General features: G+C 72.9%; 12 protein-coding genes. 5 read left to right on the top strand and 7 right to left on the bottom strand.

Going from position 1 to position 13,183, the window contains the following annotated elements; all coding sequences use genetic code 11:
* Window positions 1-52: 52 nt before the first annotated feature.
* The 6 genes from pgl to tkt are packed head-to-tail and all read right to left on the bottom strand — an operon-like array spanning window position 53 to window position 8,115.
* Window positions 53-832, bottom strand: coding sequence for a 6-phosphogluconolactonase (gene pgl / locus ACYVJ0_RS00325; RefSeq protein ID WP_460815250.1), 780 nt, complete (start codon window positions 830-832; stop codon window positions 53-55).
* Window positions 829-1,779, bottom strand: coding sequence for a glucose-6-phosphate dehydrogenase assembly protein OpcA (locus ACYVJ0_RS00330; protein ID WP_460815252.1), 951 nt, complete (start codon window positions 1,777-1,779; stop codon window positions 829-831). The genes pgl and ACYVJ0_RS00330 overlap by 4 nt, the downstream gene beginning before the upstream one ends.
* Window positions 1,776-3,323: a glucose-6-phosphate dehydrogenase gene (gene zwf / locus ACYVJ0_RS00335; protein ID WP_460815254.1), complete on the bottom strand. Its 1,548-nt coding sequence runs from the start codon at window positions 3,321-3,323 to the stop codon at window positions 1,776-1,778. The genes ACYVJ0_RS00330 and zwf overlap by 4 nt, the downstream gene beginning before the upstream one ends.
* Window positions 3,324-3,335: 12 nt before the next feature.
* Window positions 3,336-4,934 (bottom strand): glucose-6-phosphate isomerase, encoded by a 1,599-nt coding sequence (locus ACYVJ0_RS00340; protein WP_449854306.1) that lies wholly within the window; start codon window positions 4,932-4,934, stop codon window positions 3,336-3,338.
* Window positions 4,931-6,043, bottom strand: coding sequence for a transaldolase (gene tal / locus ACYVJ0_RS00345; RefSeq protein WP_460815256.1), 1,113 nt, complete (start codon window positions 6,041-6,043; stop codon window positions 4,931-4,933). Before tal ends, ACYVJ0_RS00340 begins: the two co-directional genes overlap by 4 nt.
* On the bottom strand, window positions 6,040-8,115 hold the full coding sequence (tkt, locus tag ACYVJ0_RS00350; RefSeq protein ID WP_460815257.1) for a transketolase: 2,076 nt from the start codon (window positions 8,113-8,115) through the stop codon (window positions 6,040-6,042). Before tkt ends, tal begins: the two co-directional genes overlap by 4 nt.
* 275 nt (window positions 8,116-8,390) lie before the next feature.
* Between tkt and ACYVJ0_RS00355 the strand changes: the two genes are divergently transcribed.
* From ACYVJ0_RS00355 to ACYVJ0_RS00375, 5 genes are all read left to right on the top strand, one after another.
* Entirely contained in the window at window positions 8,391-9,323 is a 933-nt protein-coding gene (locus ACYVJ0_RS00355; RefSeq protein ID WP_460815258.1) for a heme o synthase, read from the top strand.
* Complete coding sequence (locus ACYVJ0_RS00360; protein ID WP_449854302.1) at window positions 9,320-10,795, top strand: MFS transporter; 1,476 nt, start codon at window positions 9,320-9,322, stop codon at window positions 10,793-10,795. The genes ACYVJ0_RS00355 and ACYVJ0_RS00360 overlap by 4 nt, the downstream gene beginning before the upstream one ends.
* 86 nt (window positions 10,796-10,881) lie before the next feature.
* Window positions 10,882-11,322: a hypothetical protein gene (locus ACYVJ0_RS00365; RefSeq protein ID WP_460815260.1), complete on the top strand. Its 441-nt coding sequence runs from the start codon at window positions 10,882-10,884 to the stop codon at window positions 11,320-11,322.
* On the top strand, window positions 11,316-11,537 hold the full coding sequence (locus tag ACYVJ0_RS00370) for a helix-turn-helix transcriptional regulator (protein ID WP_449854300.1): 222 nt from the start codon (window positions 11,316-11,318) through the stop codon (window positions 11,535-11,537). The genes ACYVJ0_RS00365 and ACYVJ0_RS00370 overlap by 7 nt, the downstream gene beginning before the upstream one ends.
* 19 nt (window positions 11,538-11,556) lie before the next feature.
* On the top strand, window positions 11,557-12,531 hold the full coding sequence (locus tag ACYVJ0_RS00375; protein WP_460815262.1) for an NAD(P)-dependent alcohol dehydrogenase: 975 nt from the start codon (window positions 11,557-11,559) through the stop codon (window positions 12,529-12,531).
* Window positions 12,532-12,541: 10 nt separating this feature from the next.
* Here the strand turns inward: ACYVJ0_RS00375 and rsmD are convergent, their stop codons facing one another.
* The gene (gene rsmD, locus ACYVJ0_RS00380) at window positions 12,542-13,105 is read right to left on the bottom strand and encodes a 16S rRNA (guanine(966)-N(2))-methyltransferase RsmD (protein ID WP_449854298.1); all 564 of its coding nucleotides are present in this window, start codon (window positions 13,103-13,105) and stop codon (window positions 12,542-12,544) included.
* Window positions 13,106-13,183 lie beyond the last annotated feature (78 nt).

A 13,183-nucleotide genomic window follows, 5' to 3' on the forward strand; every position in this document is an offset into this window, starting at 1 on the left:
TCGCTCGCTCCGTTCAGCAACCGACGGGGTCGCCGAACCGAGCGGGCGCGTCTCAATAGTCAGGATCGATGAGGTCCTCAGGCACCTCGGCGGCGGCGTCCTGGTCGACGAAGATCGCCGTGCGCGCCGTGCCGTACGCACCGGCGGCCGGCACGCTGAGGTAGCTCGCTCCCGCCAGCACCAGGCCGAGCGCGGGGGCCTTGTCGGGGCCCGAGACGACCATCCACACGCGCACCGACGAGTTGATCACGGGCCGCGTGAAGGTGATGCGCTCCGGCGGGGGCTTCGGCGAGTCGCGCACCGGCAGCACCGAGCGGTCGGTCACGCGCACCTCGCCGCGGTCGGGGAACAGCGACGCGATGTGGCCGTCGGGGCCGACACCCAGGAAGCACACGTCGAACATGGGCCACGGGCGCTGCTCGTCGCCGAAGCGCGCGAGCTCGGCGGCGTACGCCTCGGCGGCCTCGTCGAGCCCCACGCCCTCGCCCGCGGCGGCGGCCTCGTGGATGTTCTCGCGCGGGATGTCGAGCACATCCAGCAGCGCGCGCCGCGCCTGCAGCGCGTTGCGCTCGTCGTCGTCGCGCGGCAGGAACCGCTCGTCGCTCCACCAGAAGTGCACGCGCGTCCAGTCGATCATGCCGGCGCCGGCGTGCGCGGCGACGCGCTCCAGCACGGCCGAGCCCATCGATCCGCCCGTCAGCGAGATGTGCACGACGCCCTGCGACTGCGTCAGCTGCACCATCTTGCCGACGAAGCGCGTGGCCACGCTGTCGGCGAGGGTCTGCTTGTCGGGCTCCACCACGACGCGGATGGCGCTGGGATCGGGGCTCATCGGGCCACCTCCTCGGACGAGAGCGGGGGAGCGAGGCGCTCCCAGCCTTCCGTGAGCACGCGGCCGTAGAGCACATCGGCGTCGAGGCGGCGCAGCTCCTCGGCCAGGCACTCCCGCAGCGAGCGGCGCGGCAGCAGCAGCTCGTGGTCGGGCTGGCCGGGCTGCGTGAGCAGCGCGACCGCCTGGTCCTTGCGCTCGAGCAGGATGTCGCCGCTCGCGCGCGTGAGCCGCACGGAGTGGATGCCGTGGTCCCACTCGGCGGGGTCCTCGTACGCCCACGTCACCGGCAGGTCGAGCGCCATGCCGAGCCACGCCGCCAGCAGCGCCGTGGACGGCGACGTCGACGCGCCGCGCACCTCGACCGCCGTGACGGGCTCGTACGGCGGCTGATCCAGCACGGCCGCGAGCTGCTCGCGCCAGCGGGTCAGCCGCGTCCAGGCGAGATCGGTGTCGCCGGGGGTGTACGTGCGCTCGAGCGTCGTGAGGCGCTCGGTCGTGTACGGCGCCGTGGACGTGTCGGTGATGCGGCGCTGCGCGATCCGCCCCAGCGGATCGGTGCCGGGCGACGCGGGCGGCTCGTCGGGCCACCAGGCCACGACGGGCGCGTCGGGCAGCAGCAGGCCCGTGACGAGACCGTCGGTGTCGCGCGCGGTGTCGCCGGACGCGTGCAGGATGACCACCTCGCTCGCGCCGGCGTCGCCGCCCACGCGGATCTGGGCGTCGAGGCGCGTCGGTCCGTCGGGCGTGCGCACGAGCACGATGACGCGCATCGGGTGCTCGCGCGACGCGTCGTTGGCCGCGTCGATCGCCGCCTCGCGCGGTCGCGTGCGGCACTCGATCACGAGCGTCAGCACGCGGCCCAGGGCGACGGCGCCGCCCTCCTCGCGGACGGTGACCAGCCGCTTGGCGACCGTGCTCACCGTGGTGTCGGGCAGGTCGTAGATCACGGGCGCCTCCAGACCCGGCCATCGCGGGCCATCATCTCATCGGCCGAGGCCGGTCCCCACGAACCGGGCTGGTACTGCTCGAGCGGCTCGTCGAGGCTCGCCCAGTACTGCTCGACGGGATCGAGGATGCGCCACGAGAGCTCGACCTCCTCGTGCCGCGGGAACAGGGGCGGGTCGCCGAGCAGCACGTCGAGGATGAGGCGCTCGTACGCCTCGGGGCTCGCCTCGGTGAACGCGTGGCCGTAGCCGAAGTCCATCGTCACGTCGCGCACGTGCGTGCCCGTGCCCGGCACCTTCGATCCGAAGCGGATCGTCACGCCCTCGTCCGGCTGCACGCGGATGACGAGCGCGTTCTGGCCGAGCTCGGCCGCCTGCGCGCGCGCGAACAGGTGCTCGGGGGCGCGCTTGAACACGACGGCGATCTCGGTCACCCGGCGGCCCAGGCGCTTGCCCGTGCGCAGGTAGAACGGCACGTCGGCCCAGCGGCGGGTGCCGATCTCGAGCTTGATGGCCGCGTACGTCTCCGAGCGCGAGTCGGGGTTCATCCCCTCCTCGTCGAGGAAGCCGCGCACCTGCTCGCCGCCCTGCCATCCGCCCGCGTACTGGCCGCGCGCCGTGGCGAGCGAGAGGTCCTCCGGCAGCCGCACGGCCGCCAGCACCTTCTCCTTCTCGGCCCGCAGATGCTCGGCCGAGAGGCTGATGGGCTCCTCCATCGCCGTGAGCGCGAGCAGCTGCAGCAGGTGGTTCTGGATGACGTCGCGCGCCGCGCCGACGCCGTCATAGTAGCCGGCACGGCCGCCCACGCCGATGTCCTCGGCCATCGTGATCTGCACGTGGTCGATGTGGTTGCGGTTCCAGATCGGCTCGAACAGCTCGTTGGCGAAGCGCAGGGCCAGGATGTTCTGGACCGTCTCCTTGCCGAGGTAGTGGTCGATCCGGAAGATCGAGTCGGCGGGGAACGCCGCCTCGAGCGCGTCGTTCAGCGCCCGCGCCGAGGCGAGGTCGTGCCCGAACGGCTTCTCGATGACGACCCGACGCCAGCGCGTGGGGTCGGGCTCGTCGTCGACCAGGCCCGAGCGCAGCAGCTGCTGCGCCACGGTGGGGAAGGCCCTCGGCGGGATCGACAGGTAGAACGCGTGGTTGCCCATGCTGCCGCGCTCGGCGTCGAGCCGATCGACGGTCTCGCGCAGGCGCTCGAACGCCTCGTCGTCGTCGAACTCGCCCTGCACGAAGCGGATGCCCGCGGCCAGCTGCTGCCACGTCTCCTCGCGGAACTCCGTGCGCGCGTGCTGCTTGACGGCGTCGTGCACGACCTCGGCGAAGTCCTCGTCGGCCCAGTCGCGGCGCGCGAAGCCCACGAGCGCGAAACCCGGGGGCAGCAGGCCGCGGTTGGCGAGGTCGTACACGGCGGGCATCAGCTTCTTGCGCGACAGGTCGCCTGTGACGCCGAAGATGACGAGCGCGCTGGGGCCCGCGATCCGGTTCAGACGGAGGTCATCGGGGTCGCGCAGCGGGTTGACGCCGCGCGAGATCTGCACGGTCATGTGCCTCCGGTCCTACTGGGCTGCTTCGTAGAGCGAGAGCACGTCGGCCTGCGGATCCACGAGGGTCAGCGTGACGACGGGCCGGCCGTGCTCGGCGAGCACCGCGGCGTCGCCGCTGGCCTGGGCCTCGATGAGCTGGCCGAATGTGAACGGCCGCCCGGGGATCTCGACGTCGGTCTCGGTGCGCTCCGTGATCTGCAGGAACACGCCCTGCGCGGGTCCGCCCTTGTGGTACTGGCCGGTCGAGTGCAGGAAGCGCGGTCCCCATCCGAAGGTGGTGGGGCGGCCCGAGTCGGCCGCGACCATCTCGCGCAGGCCCTGCAGCTGCGGCAGCTCCAGGCGGTTCACGTAGGCCTGGATCGCCACGTAGCCGTCCTCGGGCAGCGCGGCCCACAGCGCGTCGAGCACGCCCGCGATCGTGCCGGACGCGGCCAGGGCCGGGTCGGTCACGCGCACCTCGATGCCCTGCTCGGTGAAGGCCGGGGCGGCGCGCTCGGGTCGGGCGTCCAGCAGGCCGCGCGCGGCGACCTTGGCCGACTCGACGTCGGGCTGGTCGAACGGGTTGATGCCGAGCAGGCGGCCGGCGATCGCCGTGGCGTACTCCCACACGACGAACTGCGCGCCGAGGGTGCCGCTCACGAGGATCTCGTCGGGGAATCGGTGAGCCGACTCGCGCGCGTCGTCGACGATCCGCACGACCTGCAGGTCGGCGGGGCGCGACTCGAGCTCGGGGGAGACGGGCAGCAGCACGACGGGCAGGATGCCCGTGCCCTGCTTTCCGGTCGACTCGGCGACGAGCTGCTCGATCCAGTCCGGCAGGCCCACGATGTGCGTGCCGTCGGTGACGAGCGCCATCTTGTCGCGCCGCGGCTCGGTCGCCGCGATCGCGGCGCCCAGCACGAGCGCCGGGTTGTCGGGGGAGTCGATCGCCACCTGCAGCGAGATGGCCTCGGCCTCGTCGAGCAGCTCGGCGATGTCGGCGCCCGCGAGGCCTGACGGCACGAGGCCGAAGGCGGTGAGGGCGGAGTAGCGGCCGCCCACGGTGGGGTCGGCGTTGAAGACGCGGTAGCCGGCGGCGCGCGCCGACTCGTCCAGCGGCGATCCCGGATCGGTGACGACGACGATCCGCTCGGCGGGGTCGATGCCGAGGTCGCGGAACCCCGCCTCGAAGGCGCGGCGCTGCGAGTCGGTCTCGACCGTGGAGCCCGACTTCGACGACACCACGAGCGCCGTGCGCTCGAGGCCGCCGTCGAGGGCGGCGAGCACCTGGCCGGGGGCCGTCGAGTCGAGGATCGTCAGCTCGACGCCCGCGGTCTGGGCGATCACCTCGGGCGCGAGCGACGAGCCGCCCATGCCGGCCAGCACGATGCGGTCGACGCCCTTCGCGTTCAGCTCCTCGCGCAGGGCGAGGATCTCGGGGACGAGCGGGCGCGACACCGACACGGCGTTCACCCAGCCGAGCCGCTTGGCGGACTCGGACTCGGCCTCGGGGCCCCACAGGGTCGGGTCGCCGCCGGTGATGCCGGAGGCCACGAGATCCGCGACGAGCGTGGGGAGCGTGCGCTCCACCGCCGCCTCGGCGGCGCCGGAGACGTGGATCGAGAAGGTCACGCGGAGGCCCCCTTCAGGGCCGCGTCGACGGTGGCCTGCAGCTCCTGCCAGGAGGCGACGAACTTCTGCACGCCCTCGTCCTCGAGCACCTGGGTGACGTCGTCGAAGTCGATGCCCACCGAGGCGAGCGCGTCCATGACGGCGTGCGCGTCCGAGTAGGCGCCCGTGACGGTGTCGCCCGCGATCACGGCGTGGTCGAAGGTCGCCTCGAGCGTCTTCTCCGGCATGGTGTTGACGGTGCCGGGCGCCACGAGCTCCGTGACGTACAGGGTGTCGGGCAGCGCCGGGTCCTTCACGCCGGTGGAGGCCCACAGCGGGCGCTGCACGTTGGCGCCGGCCGCGACGAGGCTCGTCGCGCGCTCCTCGGCGAAGCGCTGCTCGTAGAGCTCGAACGCCAGGCGGGCGTTCGCCACGCCGGCCTTCGACTTGAGCGCGGCGGCGTCGGGCGACTCGAGCGCGGCGAGGCGCTTGTCGACCTCGGTGTCCACGCGCGAGACGAAGAACGACGCCACCGACTGGATCGTCGAGAGGTCGATGCCGGCGTCGCGGGCCTTCTCGAGGCCGGCGAGGTAGGCGTCGATGACCTCGCCGTAGCGCTCGAGCGAGAAGATCAGCGTCACGTTCACGCTGATGCCCGATCCGATCACCTCGGTGATGGCGGGCAGGCCCGCCTTCGTCGCGGGGATCTTGATGAGCGCGTTCGGGCGACCCACGCGGTCGGCGAGGTCGCGCGCCTGCGCGATGGTGCCCTCGGTGTCGTTCGCGAGCTCGGGGGAGACCTCGATCGACACGCGGCCGTCGACGCCGCCGGTCTCCTGGAAGACGGGGGCGAACACGTCGCACGCCGAGCGCACGTCGTCGGTGGTGATCGTGAAGATCGCCTCGTCCACGCTGGCGCCGGCGGCGGCCAGCTGCGTGACCTGCGCGTCGTAGGCCTCGCCGTTCGCGAGCGCGCCGGCGAAGATCGTCGGGTTCGTCGTGACGCCCGTCACGTTGCGCGTCTCGATCAGCTGCTGCAGGTTGCCGCTCTGGATGCGCTGGCGCGAGAGGTCGTCGAGCCAGATGCTGACGCCGGCGGCGGCGAGCTGTGCGGTGGGTGTGGTGCTCACTTCGACTCCTCGATGGACTCGCGTGCCGCCTGGGCGACGGCCTCGGCGGTGATGCCGAACTTCTCGTACAGGGTCTGGTAGTCGGCCGAGGCGCCATAGTGCTCGATCGAGACCGAGCGCCCGGCGTCGCCGACGATGGCGTGCCACGGCATCGCGATGCCGGCCTCGACCGACACGCGCGCCCTCACCGACGACGGCAGCACGCTCTCGCGGTACTCCTCGTCCTGCTCGGCGAACCACTCGAGGCACGGGGCCGATACGACGCGGGCGTTCACGCCTTCGGCAGCCAGCTGCTCGCGGGCGGCCACGGCCACCTGCACCTCGGATCCGGTGCCGATGAGGATGACGTCGGGCTCGCCGTCCGGCGCGTCGGCGAGCACGTACGCGCCCTTGGACACGAGCGAGGCGGGGGCGAACTCGGAGCGGTCGAACGTCGGCACGCCCTGGCGGGTGAGCGCGATGCCGGCGGGGCCGCCGCGGCGCTTCAGGATCTCGTACCAGGCGTACGACGTCTCGTTGGCGTCGGCGGGGCGCACGACGGCGAGGCCGGGGATCGCGCGCAGCGCCGCGAGGTGCTCGATCGGCTGGTGCGTGGGGCCGTCCTCGCCGAGCGCGATCGAGTCGTGCGTCCACACGTACACGCTGGGGATGCCCATGAGCGAGGCCAGTCGCACGGCCGGGCGCATGTAGTCGGCGAACTGCAGGAACGTGCCGCCGAATGCGCGGGTGGGTCCGTGCAGCACGATGCCGTTTACGATCGCGGCCATGGCGTGCTCGCGGATGCCGAAGTGCATCACGCGGCCGTAGGGGTTGCCCGACCACTCGTGCGTCGACCACTCCTCGGGGATGAACGATGCCGCACTCTTGATGGTGGTGAGGTTCGACTCGGCGAGGTCGGCCGATCCGCCCCACAGCTCGGGCATGACGTCGGCGATGGCGTTGATGACCTGGCCGGACGCGGCGCGGGTGGCCACGGCCTTGCCGGCCTCGAACACCGGCAGGGCGTCCTCGAGGCCGTCGGGCAGCTCGCCGGTCGCCAGCCGGTCCCACAGCGCCTTGCGCTCGGGGTTGGCCTCGGCCCACGCGTCGAAGCGCTCCTGCCACGCCTCGCGCTCGGCCCGGCCGCGCTCCTTCAGGGCGCGGGTGTGGGCGAGCACGTCGTCGGCGACGACGAAGTGCTGCTCGGGATCGAAGCCGAGCACCTCCTTCGTGGCGCGCAGCTCGTCGGCGCCGAGCGCCGAGCCGTGGATCTTGCCGGTGTTCTGCTTGCCGGGGGAGGGCCAGCCGATGATCGTCTTGAGCACGATGAGCGACGGCTTGGACGTCTCGGCCTTCGCCGCCTCGATCGCGCGGTGCAGCTCGTGGACGTCCTCGGAGTACTCGCCGGTCTTCTTCCAGTCCACCGTCTGCACGTGCCAGCCGAGCGCCTCGTAGCGCGCCGCGACGTCCTCGGTGAAGGCGACGTCCGTGTCGTCCTCGATCGAGATCTGGTTCGCGTCGTAGAGCACGACGAGGTTGCCGAGCTGCTGGTGGCCCGCGAGCGAGGAGGCCTCGTTCGTCACGCCCTCCTGCATGTCGCCGTCCGAGGCGATCACGTACACGAAGTGGTCGAACGGGCTCTCGCCGGCCGGCGCCTCGGGGTCGAACAGGCCGCGCTCGTAGCGCGCCGCGTAGGCGAAGCCGACCGACGAGGCCAGGCCCTGCCCGAGCGGGCCGGTCGTGATCTCGACGCCGTCCGTGTGCCCGAGCTCCGGGTGCCCCGGGGTCTTCGAGCCCCACGTGCGCAGCGCCTTGAGGTCGTCGAGCTCGAGCCCGAAGCCGCCGAGGTACAGCTGCACGTACTGCGTCAGCGAGGAGTGGCCGGCCGACAGGATGAACCGGTCGCGCCCGGGCCAGCGCGTCTCGCTCGGATCGTGGCGCATCACCCGCTGGTAGAGCAGGTACGCGGCGGGGGCCAGGCTCATCGCGGTGCCGGGATGGCCGTTGCCGACCTTCTCCACCGCGTCCGCGGCCAGCACGCGCGCCGTGTCAACGGCCCGTCGATCGATCTCGTCCCAACGCAGTTCCGACACGGGACCGCCTTTCGTCTGGGTGGAGCGCCCGCGCATGATCCGGGGCCGTCGTGTACCCACGGCGGCGGCGCACGGGCGCGCGTTTCAAGGCCAGCATAGCGAGCGGGAGACCCCGCGGATCCGCCCTCGACCGGGCCGCGCTCGGAGGGTATGGTCCACGCCGGCGCGGGGCCGCCCGCCGCGCCTGCCGAAGGGGCCGTGGAGCGGGCTCACAGCATCCTCATGCCGTAGACTGAGGCGGTCTGTGCCGGTGTGAAGCGAGGGGACGAGGGGCGATGACCACGACCGTTCCCGATCCGCGCACCACCGACGGGGGCACCGCGCGCTCGAGCCTGGGGCGGAAGATCCGCGCGTACGTCGCGCTGACCAAGCCGCGCGTGCTGGAGCTGCTGCTCGTCTCGACGATCCCCGTGATGTTCCTCGCCGCCGACGGCGTGCCCAACCTGTGGCTCGTGCTCGCGACCGTCATCGGCGGGTCGGCGAGCGCCGGGTCGGCGGCGGCGTTCAACATGTACATCGACCGCGACATCGATGCGCACATGCGGCGCACGAAGAACCGGCCGATCGTCACGGGTGAGGTGACCCCGCGCGCCGCGCTGATCTTCGCGTGGACGCTCGCGATCGGGTCCACCGTGTGGTTCCTCGCGTTCACGAACCCGCTGACGGCCGCGCTGTCGGCGTTCGCGATCTTCTTCTACGTCGTCATCTACACGATGATCCTCAAGCGCCGCACCGAGCAGAACATCGTGTGGGGCGGGATCGCCGGCTGCTTCCCCGTGCTCATCGGGTGGGCGGCCGTGACGGGCTCGCTCGACTGGCCGCCGCTGGTGCTCTTCGCGCTCGTGTTCCTGTGGACGCCGGCGCACTACTGGCCGCTGTCGATCAAGTACGCGGCCGACTACGAGGAGACCGACGTGCCGATGCTCGGCGCCACGCGCTCGGGCACGCAGGTGGGCCTGCAGATCATCCTCTACGCGTGGGCGACGCTGGCCTGCTCGCTGCTGCTCATCCCCGTCGGTGGCATGGGGATCGTCTACACGGTGTCGGCGCTCGTGTTCGGCGGCTGGTTCGTGTACGAGTCGCACCGCCTCTACAACCTCACCGTGAAGGGCGAGAACGTGGGCCCGATGCGGGTGTTCCACGCCTCGATCACGTACCTCACGCTGGTTTTCATCGCCGTCGCCGTGGATCCGCTGCTGCCGTGGTGAGCGCGCAGAGCGGGCACGCCCCCGGGGCGGTGCCGCACCGCTGGCGCGCGTTCGTGGTGTGCGCGGCGGTCGCCGCCCTCACGATCCTCGACATGTCGAAGGTCAACGTGGCGCTGCCCGCGATCCGCGAGGTTCTGGGAGCCGGCTCCACCGAGCTGCAGCTCATCGTGTCGGGCTTCGTGCTGGCCTTCGGCCTGCTGCTCGTGCCGATGGGGCGCCTGGGCGACCAGCTGTCGCCGCGCCGCCTGTTCGTCATCGGGCTCGTGCTGTACGCGATCACGAGCGCCGCGTGCGCGCTCGCGCCGACGGCCGAGCTGCTCATCGCCGCGCGCATCGCGCAGGGCGTGGCCGCGGGCATCCAGATGCCGCAGGTGATGGGCGTGCTGCAGCGCGTGTTCACGGGGCGCGAGCGCGGCATGGCGTTCGGCCTGCTCGGCGCGACCATCGGCCTGGGCACCGCGCTCGGCCCCGTCATCGGCGGCGTGTTCGTCGAGCTGGGCGGCGGCGACGACGGCTGGCGCGGCATCTTCTGGATGAACGTGCCCCTGGGCCTTGCCGCCGTGGTCCTCGCGCTGTGGGCGCTGCCCGACCTCAAGCCGGAGCGCCGGGGCCGGATCTCGCTCGACCCCGTCGGCATCGTGCTGTTCGGCGTCGCCGTGATCGCGCTGATGCTGCCGTTCCTGTTCACGACGGGCGAGCCGACCGACGATCCGGCTCGCTGGTGGGCACTGGCGATCTTCGCGCCCGCCATCGTGGCGTTCGTGTGGTGGGAGCGGCGCTACGAGCGCGGCGGCGGCGCGCCCCTCGTGCCGCTCGGGCTGCTGCGCATCCCGTCCTACCGCAACGGCACGCTGCTGATGACGGCGTACTTCGCCGGCATGCCGTCGATGTTCATCATCACGACGCTCTACCTGCAGACGGGGCTCGGCGTCGGCGCGATGGCGGCGGGCCTGACGACGATCGGCTTCGCGCTCGCGAGCGCCGCGACCTCCGTGATCGGCGGCCGCCTCGTGGGCCGCCTCGGGCGCCCGCTCGTCGTGATCGGCCTCACGCTCGTGCTGCTCGGCGTGGGCGGGCTCGCGCTCGTGGCGGCGTTCGCGCCCGCGGCGGCCGTGCCGTGGCTCTCGGCGGCCGCGCTGCTGCTGGGCGGCATCGGCGGCGGCTTCGTGATCTCGCCGAACCAGACGCTCACCCTGGCCGAGGTGCCGCCCGTCCAGGGCGGGCTGGCGGGATCCGTCGGCCAGCTGGTGCAGCGCGTGGGCTCGGCGATCGGCATGGCCGTGGCGCTGTCGCTGTTCTATGCGACCGTGTTCGGCGAGACCGACAGCGAGCCCCGCGGCACGGTGTACCGCGACGCCTACATGCACGGCCTCATCATCGTCGCGGCCTGCATGGTCCTCGCCCTCGTCGTCGGGCTCGTCGACCTGCGCTCGCGCCGCATCGGCGCGCGGGAGGAGTCCGGGGCCCGCTGATCCGCGTGTAAATAATCCTTGACACCATGTCGGCAGCGCTTTACGTTGAGCGTGTCAGGAATTCTTTACATCACGGAGGTGGCCCCATGGCCTCGTCGACGGCACCGGAGGAGCGCAGCGCGTGGATCGGCCTCGCGCTCGCGCTCGTTGGCTATCCGGTCTATCTCGTGCTGCTGTTCGCCGGGCCGGAGGCGCCGCTCGTCGAGCGGCCGTTCGCGTGGCCGATGATCTGGACGATCGCCGGCTCGGTGGTGGCCGCGATCGTGCTGAACGCCGTGTTCCGCGTCTTCACCGACCCCGAGAGCCCGAAGCCGGACGAGCGCGACATCGCGATCGCCCGGCTGGGGGAGCGGGTGGGGTCGGCACTCGTCGTCGCGGTTGCGCTCGGCGCGCTGGCGCTCGCGATGCTCGAGCAGCACGCGTTCTGGATCGCCAATGCGATCTTCCTCGGCTTCTTCCCGTCCGCCATCGTCGGCGGCGCCGCGCGCGTGATCTGCTACCGCGGGGAGTTCGATCCGCGATGGTGAAGCCCACGAAGGTGACCAACAGCATCCGCCGCCTGCGGTTCGAGGCCGGCGAGATGACGCAGGCCGAGCTGGCGCAGCGCGTCGGCGTGACCCGCCAGACCCTCATCGCGATCGAGCAGGGGCGCTACTCGCCCTCGCTCGAGGTCGCGTTCCTCATCGCCCGCGCCCTCGGCGCGCGGCTCGACGAGGTGTTCTCGTACCCCGAGCAGCAGTGACCGGCCGAAGGGAAGCGGCATGAGGGCGATGGTGCAGGGCGGCTACGGCGGTCCGGAGGTGCTGAGGCTCGCGGAGCGGGCCGAGCCCGCCGCGGGCGAGGGCGAGGTGGCGGTCGCGGTCGTCGCGACCGGGATCGAGGCGGGCACGGTGCACCTGCTGGAGGGCCGGCCCGCGCCGGTGCGCCTGGCGATGCCGCTGAAGGGCGAGCGGGTGCTCGGCATGGAGGTGGCCGGCCGCGTGCACGCCGTGGGCGCGGGCGTGACCGACCTGGCCGTGGGCGACGCGGTCTTCGGCAGCGCGCGCGTGGGCGACGGCGGCCTCGCCGAGTACGCGGTCGTGCGCCGCGACCGGCTCGCACGCAAGCCCGACAGCCTGACGTTCGCCGAGGCGGCGGCGCTCGTCGTCTCGGGCAGCACGGCGCTCTCGGCGCTGCGGTCGGCGCGCGTCGCGCCCGGCCACCGGGTGCTCGTGCTCGGCGCGGCGGGCGGCGTGGGGCACCTGGCCGTGCAGCTGGCGAAGGCCGCAGGGGCCGCGGTCGTCGGGGCGTGCAGCGCGGCGAAGACCGACCTCGTCGCGGCGGTCGGGGCGGACGAGGTGGTCGACTACACCGCGGAGGATCCGCTCGCGCGCGGTCCGTTCGACGCGATCATCGACACCGGCGGGCACCGGCCCCTGCGCGCGCTGCGCCGCGCCCTCGCGCCGCGCGGGGCGCTCGTGATCGTCGGCGCCGAGCCCGAGGGCGCGCCGATGGGCGGGCTCGGCCGCGCGATCCGCGCCGCGATGCTCGACCCGTTCACGCGGCAGCGCCTCGTCATGCTCACGTCGTCCGAGACGTCGGCGGGCCTCGAGACCCTCGCCGCCCACGCCGACGCGGGCGAGGTGCGGCCCGCGATCGACGCCGAGCTCCCGCTCGAGCGGGCCGCCGAGGCCGTCGCGCGGATCGGCCGTGGCAAGGGCCGCGGCAAGGTCGTCGTGCGCGTGCGGCCGGAGTGATCGCGGGCGCTCAGGCCTGCGGCGGCTCGCCCCACCACAGGGCCGTGTCGCCGTAGGCACGATCGCGCAGCGGCGCGAGCCCGGCGGCGGCCCAATCGGGCGGCGCGGATCGGGAGGCGCGCTCGACGACGACGATCGCGTCGGGCGCGAGCAGGGGAGCGAGCAGGCGCAGATCCTCCGCCACCGTCTCGTCCGCGAGGTCGTAGGGCGGGTCGAGGAAGGCGAGGTCGTAGGTGCGGCGCGCGCCGCGCAGGAACGCCTGCACGGCCGACTGATGCACCGCGGCCTCGCGGCCGGCGGCCTTCGCGACGCGGGCCGCGTTGGCGCGCACGACCTGCGCCGCGCGCGGTGCCCGCTCGACGAGGTCGACGGCGGCGGCGCCCCGGCTGAGCGCCTCGAGACCGAGTGCCCCCGATCCCGCGTACAGGTCGACGACCGAGGTGCCCTCGAGCAGGCCCGTCGTCTCGAGCGCGCCGAAGAGCGATTCCCGCACCCGGTCGCTCGTGGGCCGCGTGCCCGCGTCGGGCACGTCCAGCCGCACGCCCCCGGCCGCCCCGGCGATGATCCTCGTCACCCGATCACGATAGTTGACGCGCCGCGGAGCCTCGCCTCGGGCGAGGGGCCGCTGTCGGGGACCCGTCTTAGACTCGGC

Source organism: Microbacterium petrolearium, from assembly GCF_054782875.1.

Excerpts from the sequence above, each read along its gene's own strand:
- pgl (WP_460815250.1), bottom strand. The coding sequence starts at position 832 with ATGAGCCCCGATCCCAGCGCCATCCGCGTCGTGGTGGAGCCCGACAAG.
- zwf (WP_460815254.1), bottom strand. The coding sequence starts at position 3,323 with ATGACCGTGCAGATCTCGCGCGGCGTCAACCCGCTGCGCGACCCCGAT.
- ACYVJ0_RS00355 (WP_460815258.1), top strand. The coding sequence starts at position 8,391 with ATGACCACGACCGTTCCCGATCCGCGCACCACCGACGGGGGCACCGCG.
- ACYVJ0_RS00365 (WP_460815260.1), top strand. The coding sequence starts at position 10,882 with ATGGCCTCGTCGACGGCACCGGAGGAGCGCAGCGCGTGGATCGGCCTC.
- ACYVJ0_RS00370 (WP_449854300.1), top strand. The coding sequence starts at position 11,316 with ATGGTGAAGCCCACGAAGGTGACCAACAGCATCCGCCGCCTGCGGTTC.
- ACYVJ0_RS00375 (WP_460815262.1), top strand. The coding sequence starts at position 11,557 with ATGAGGGCGATGGTGCAGGGCGGCTACGGCGGTCCGGAGGTGCTGAGG.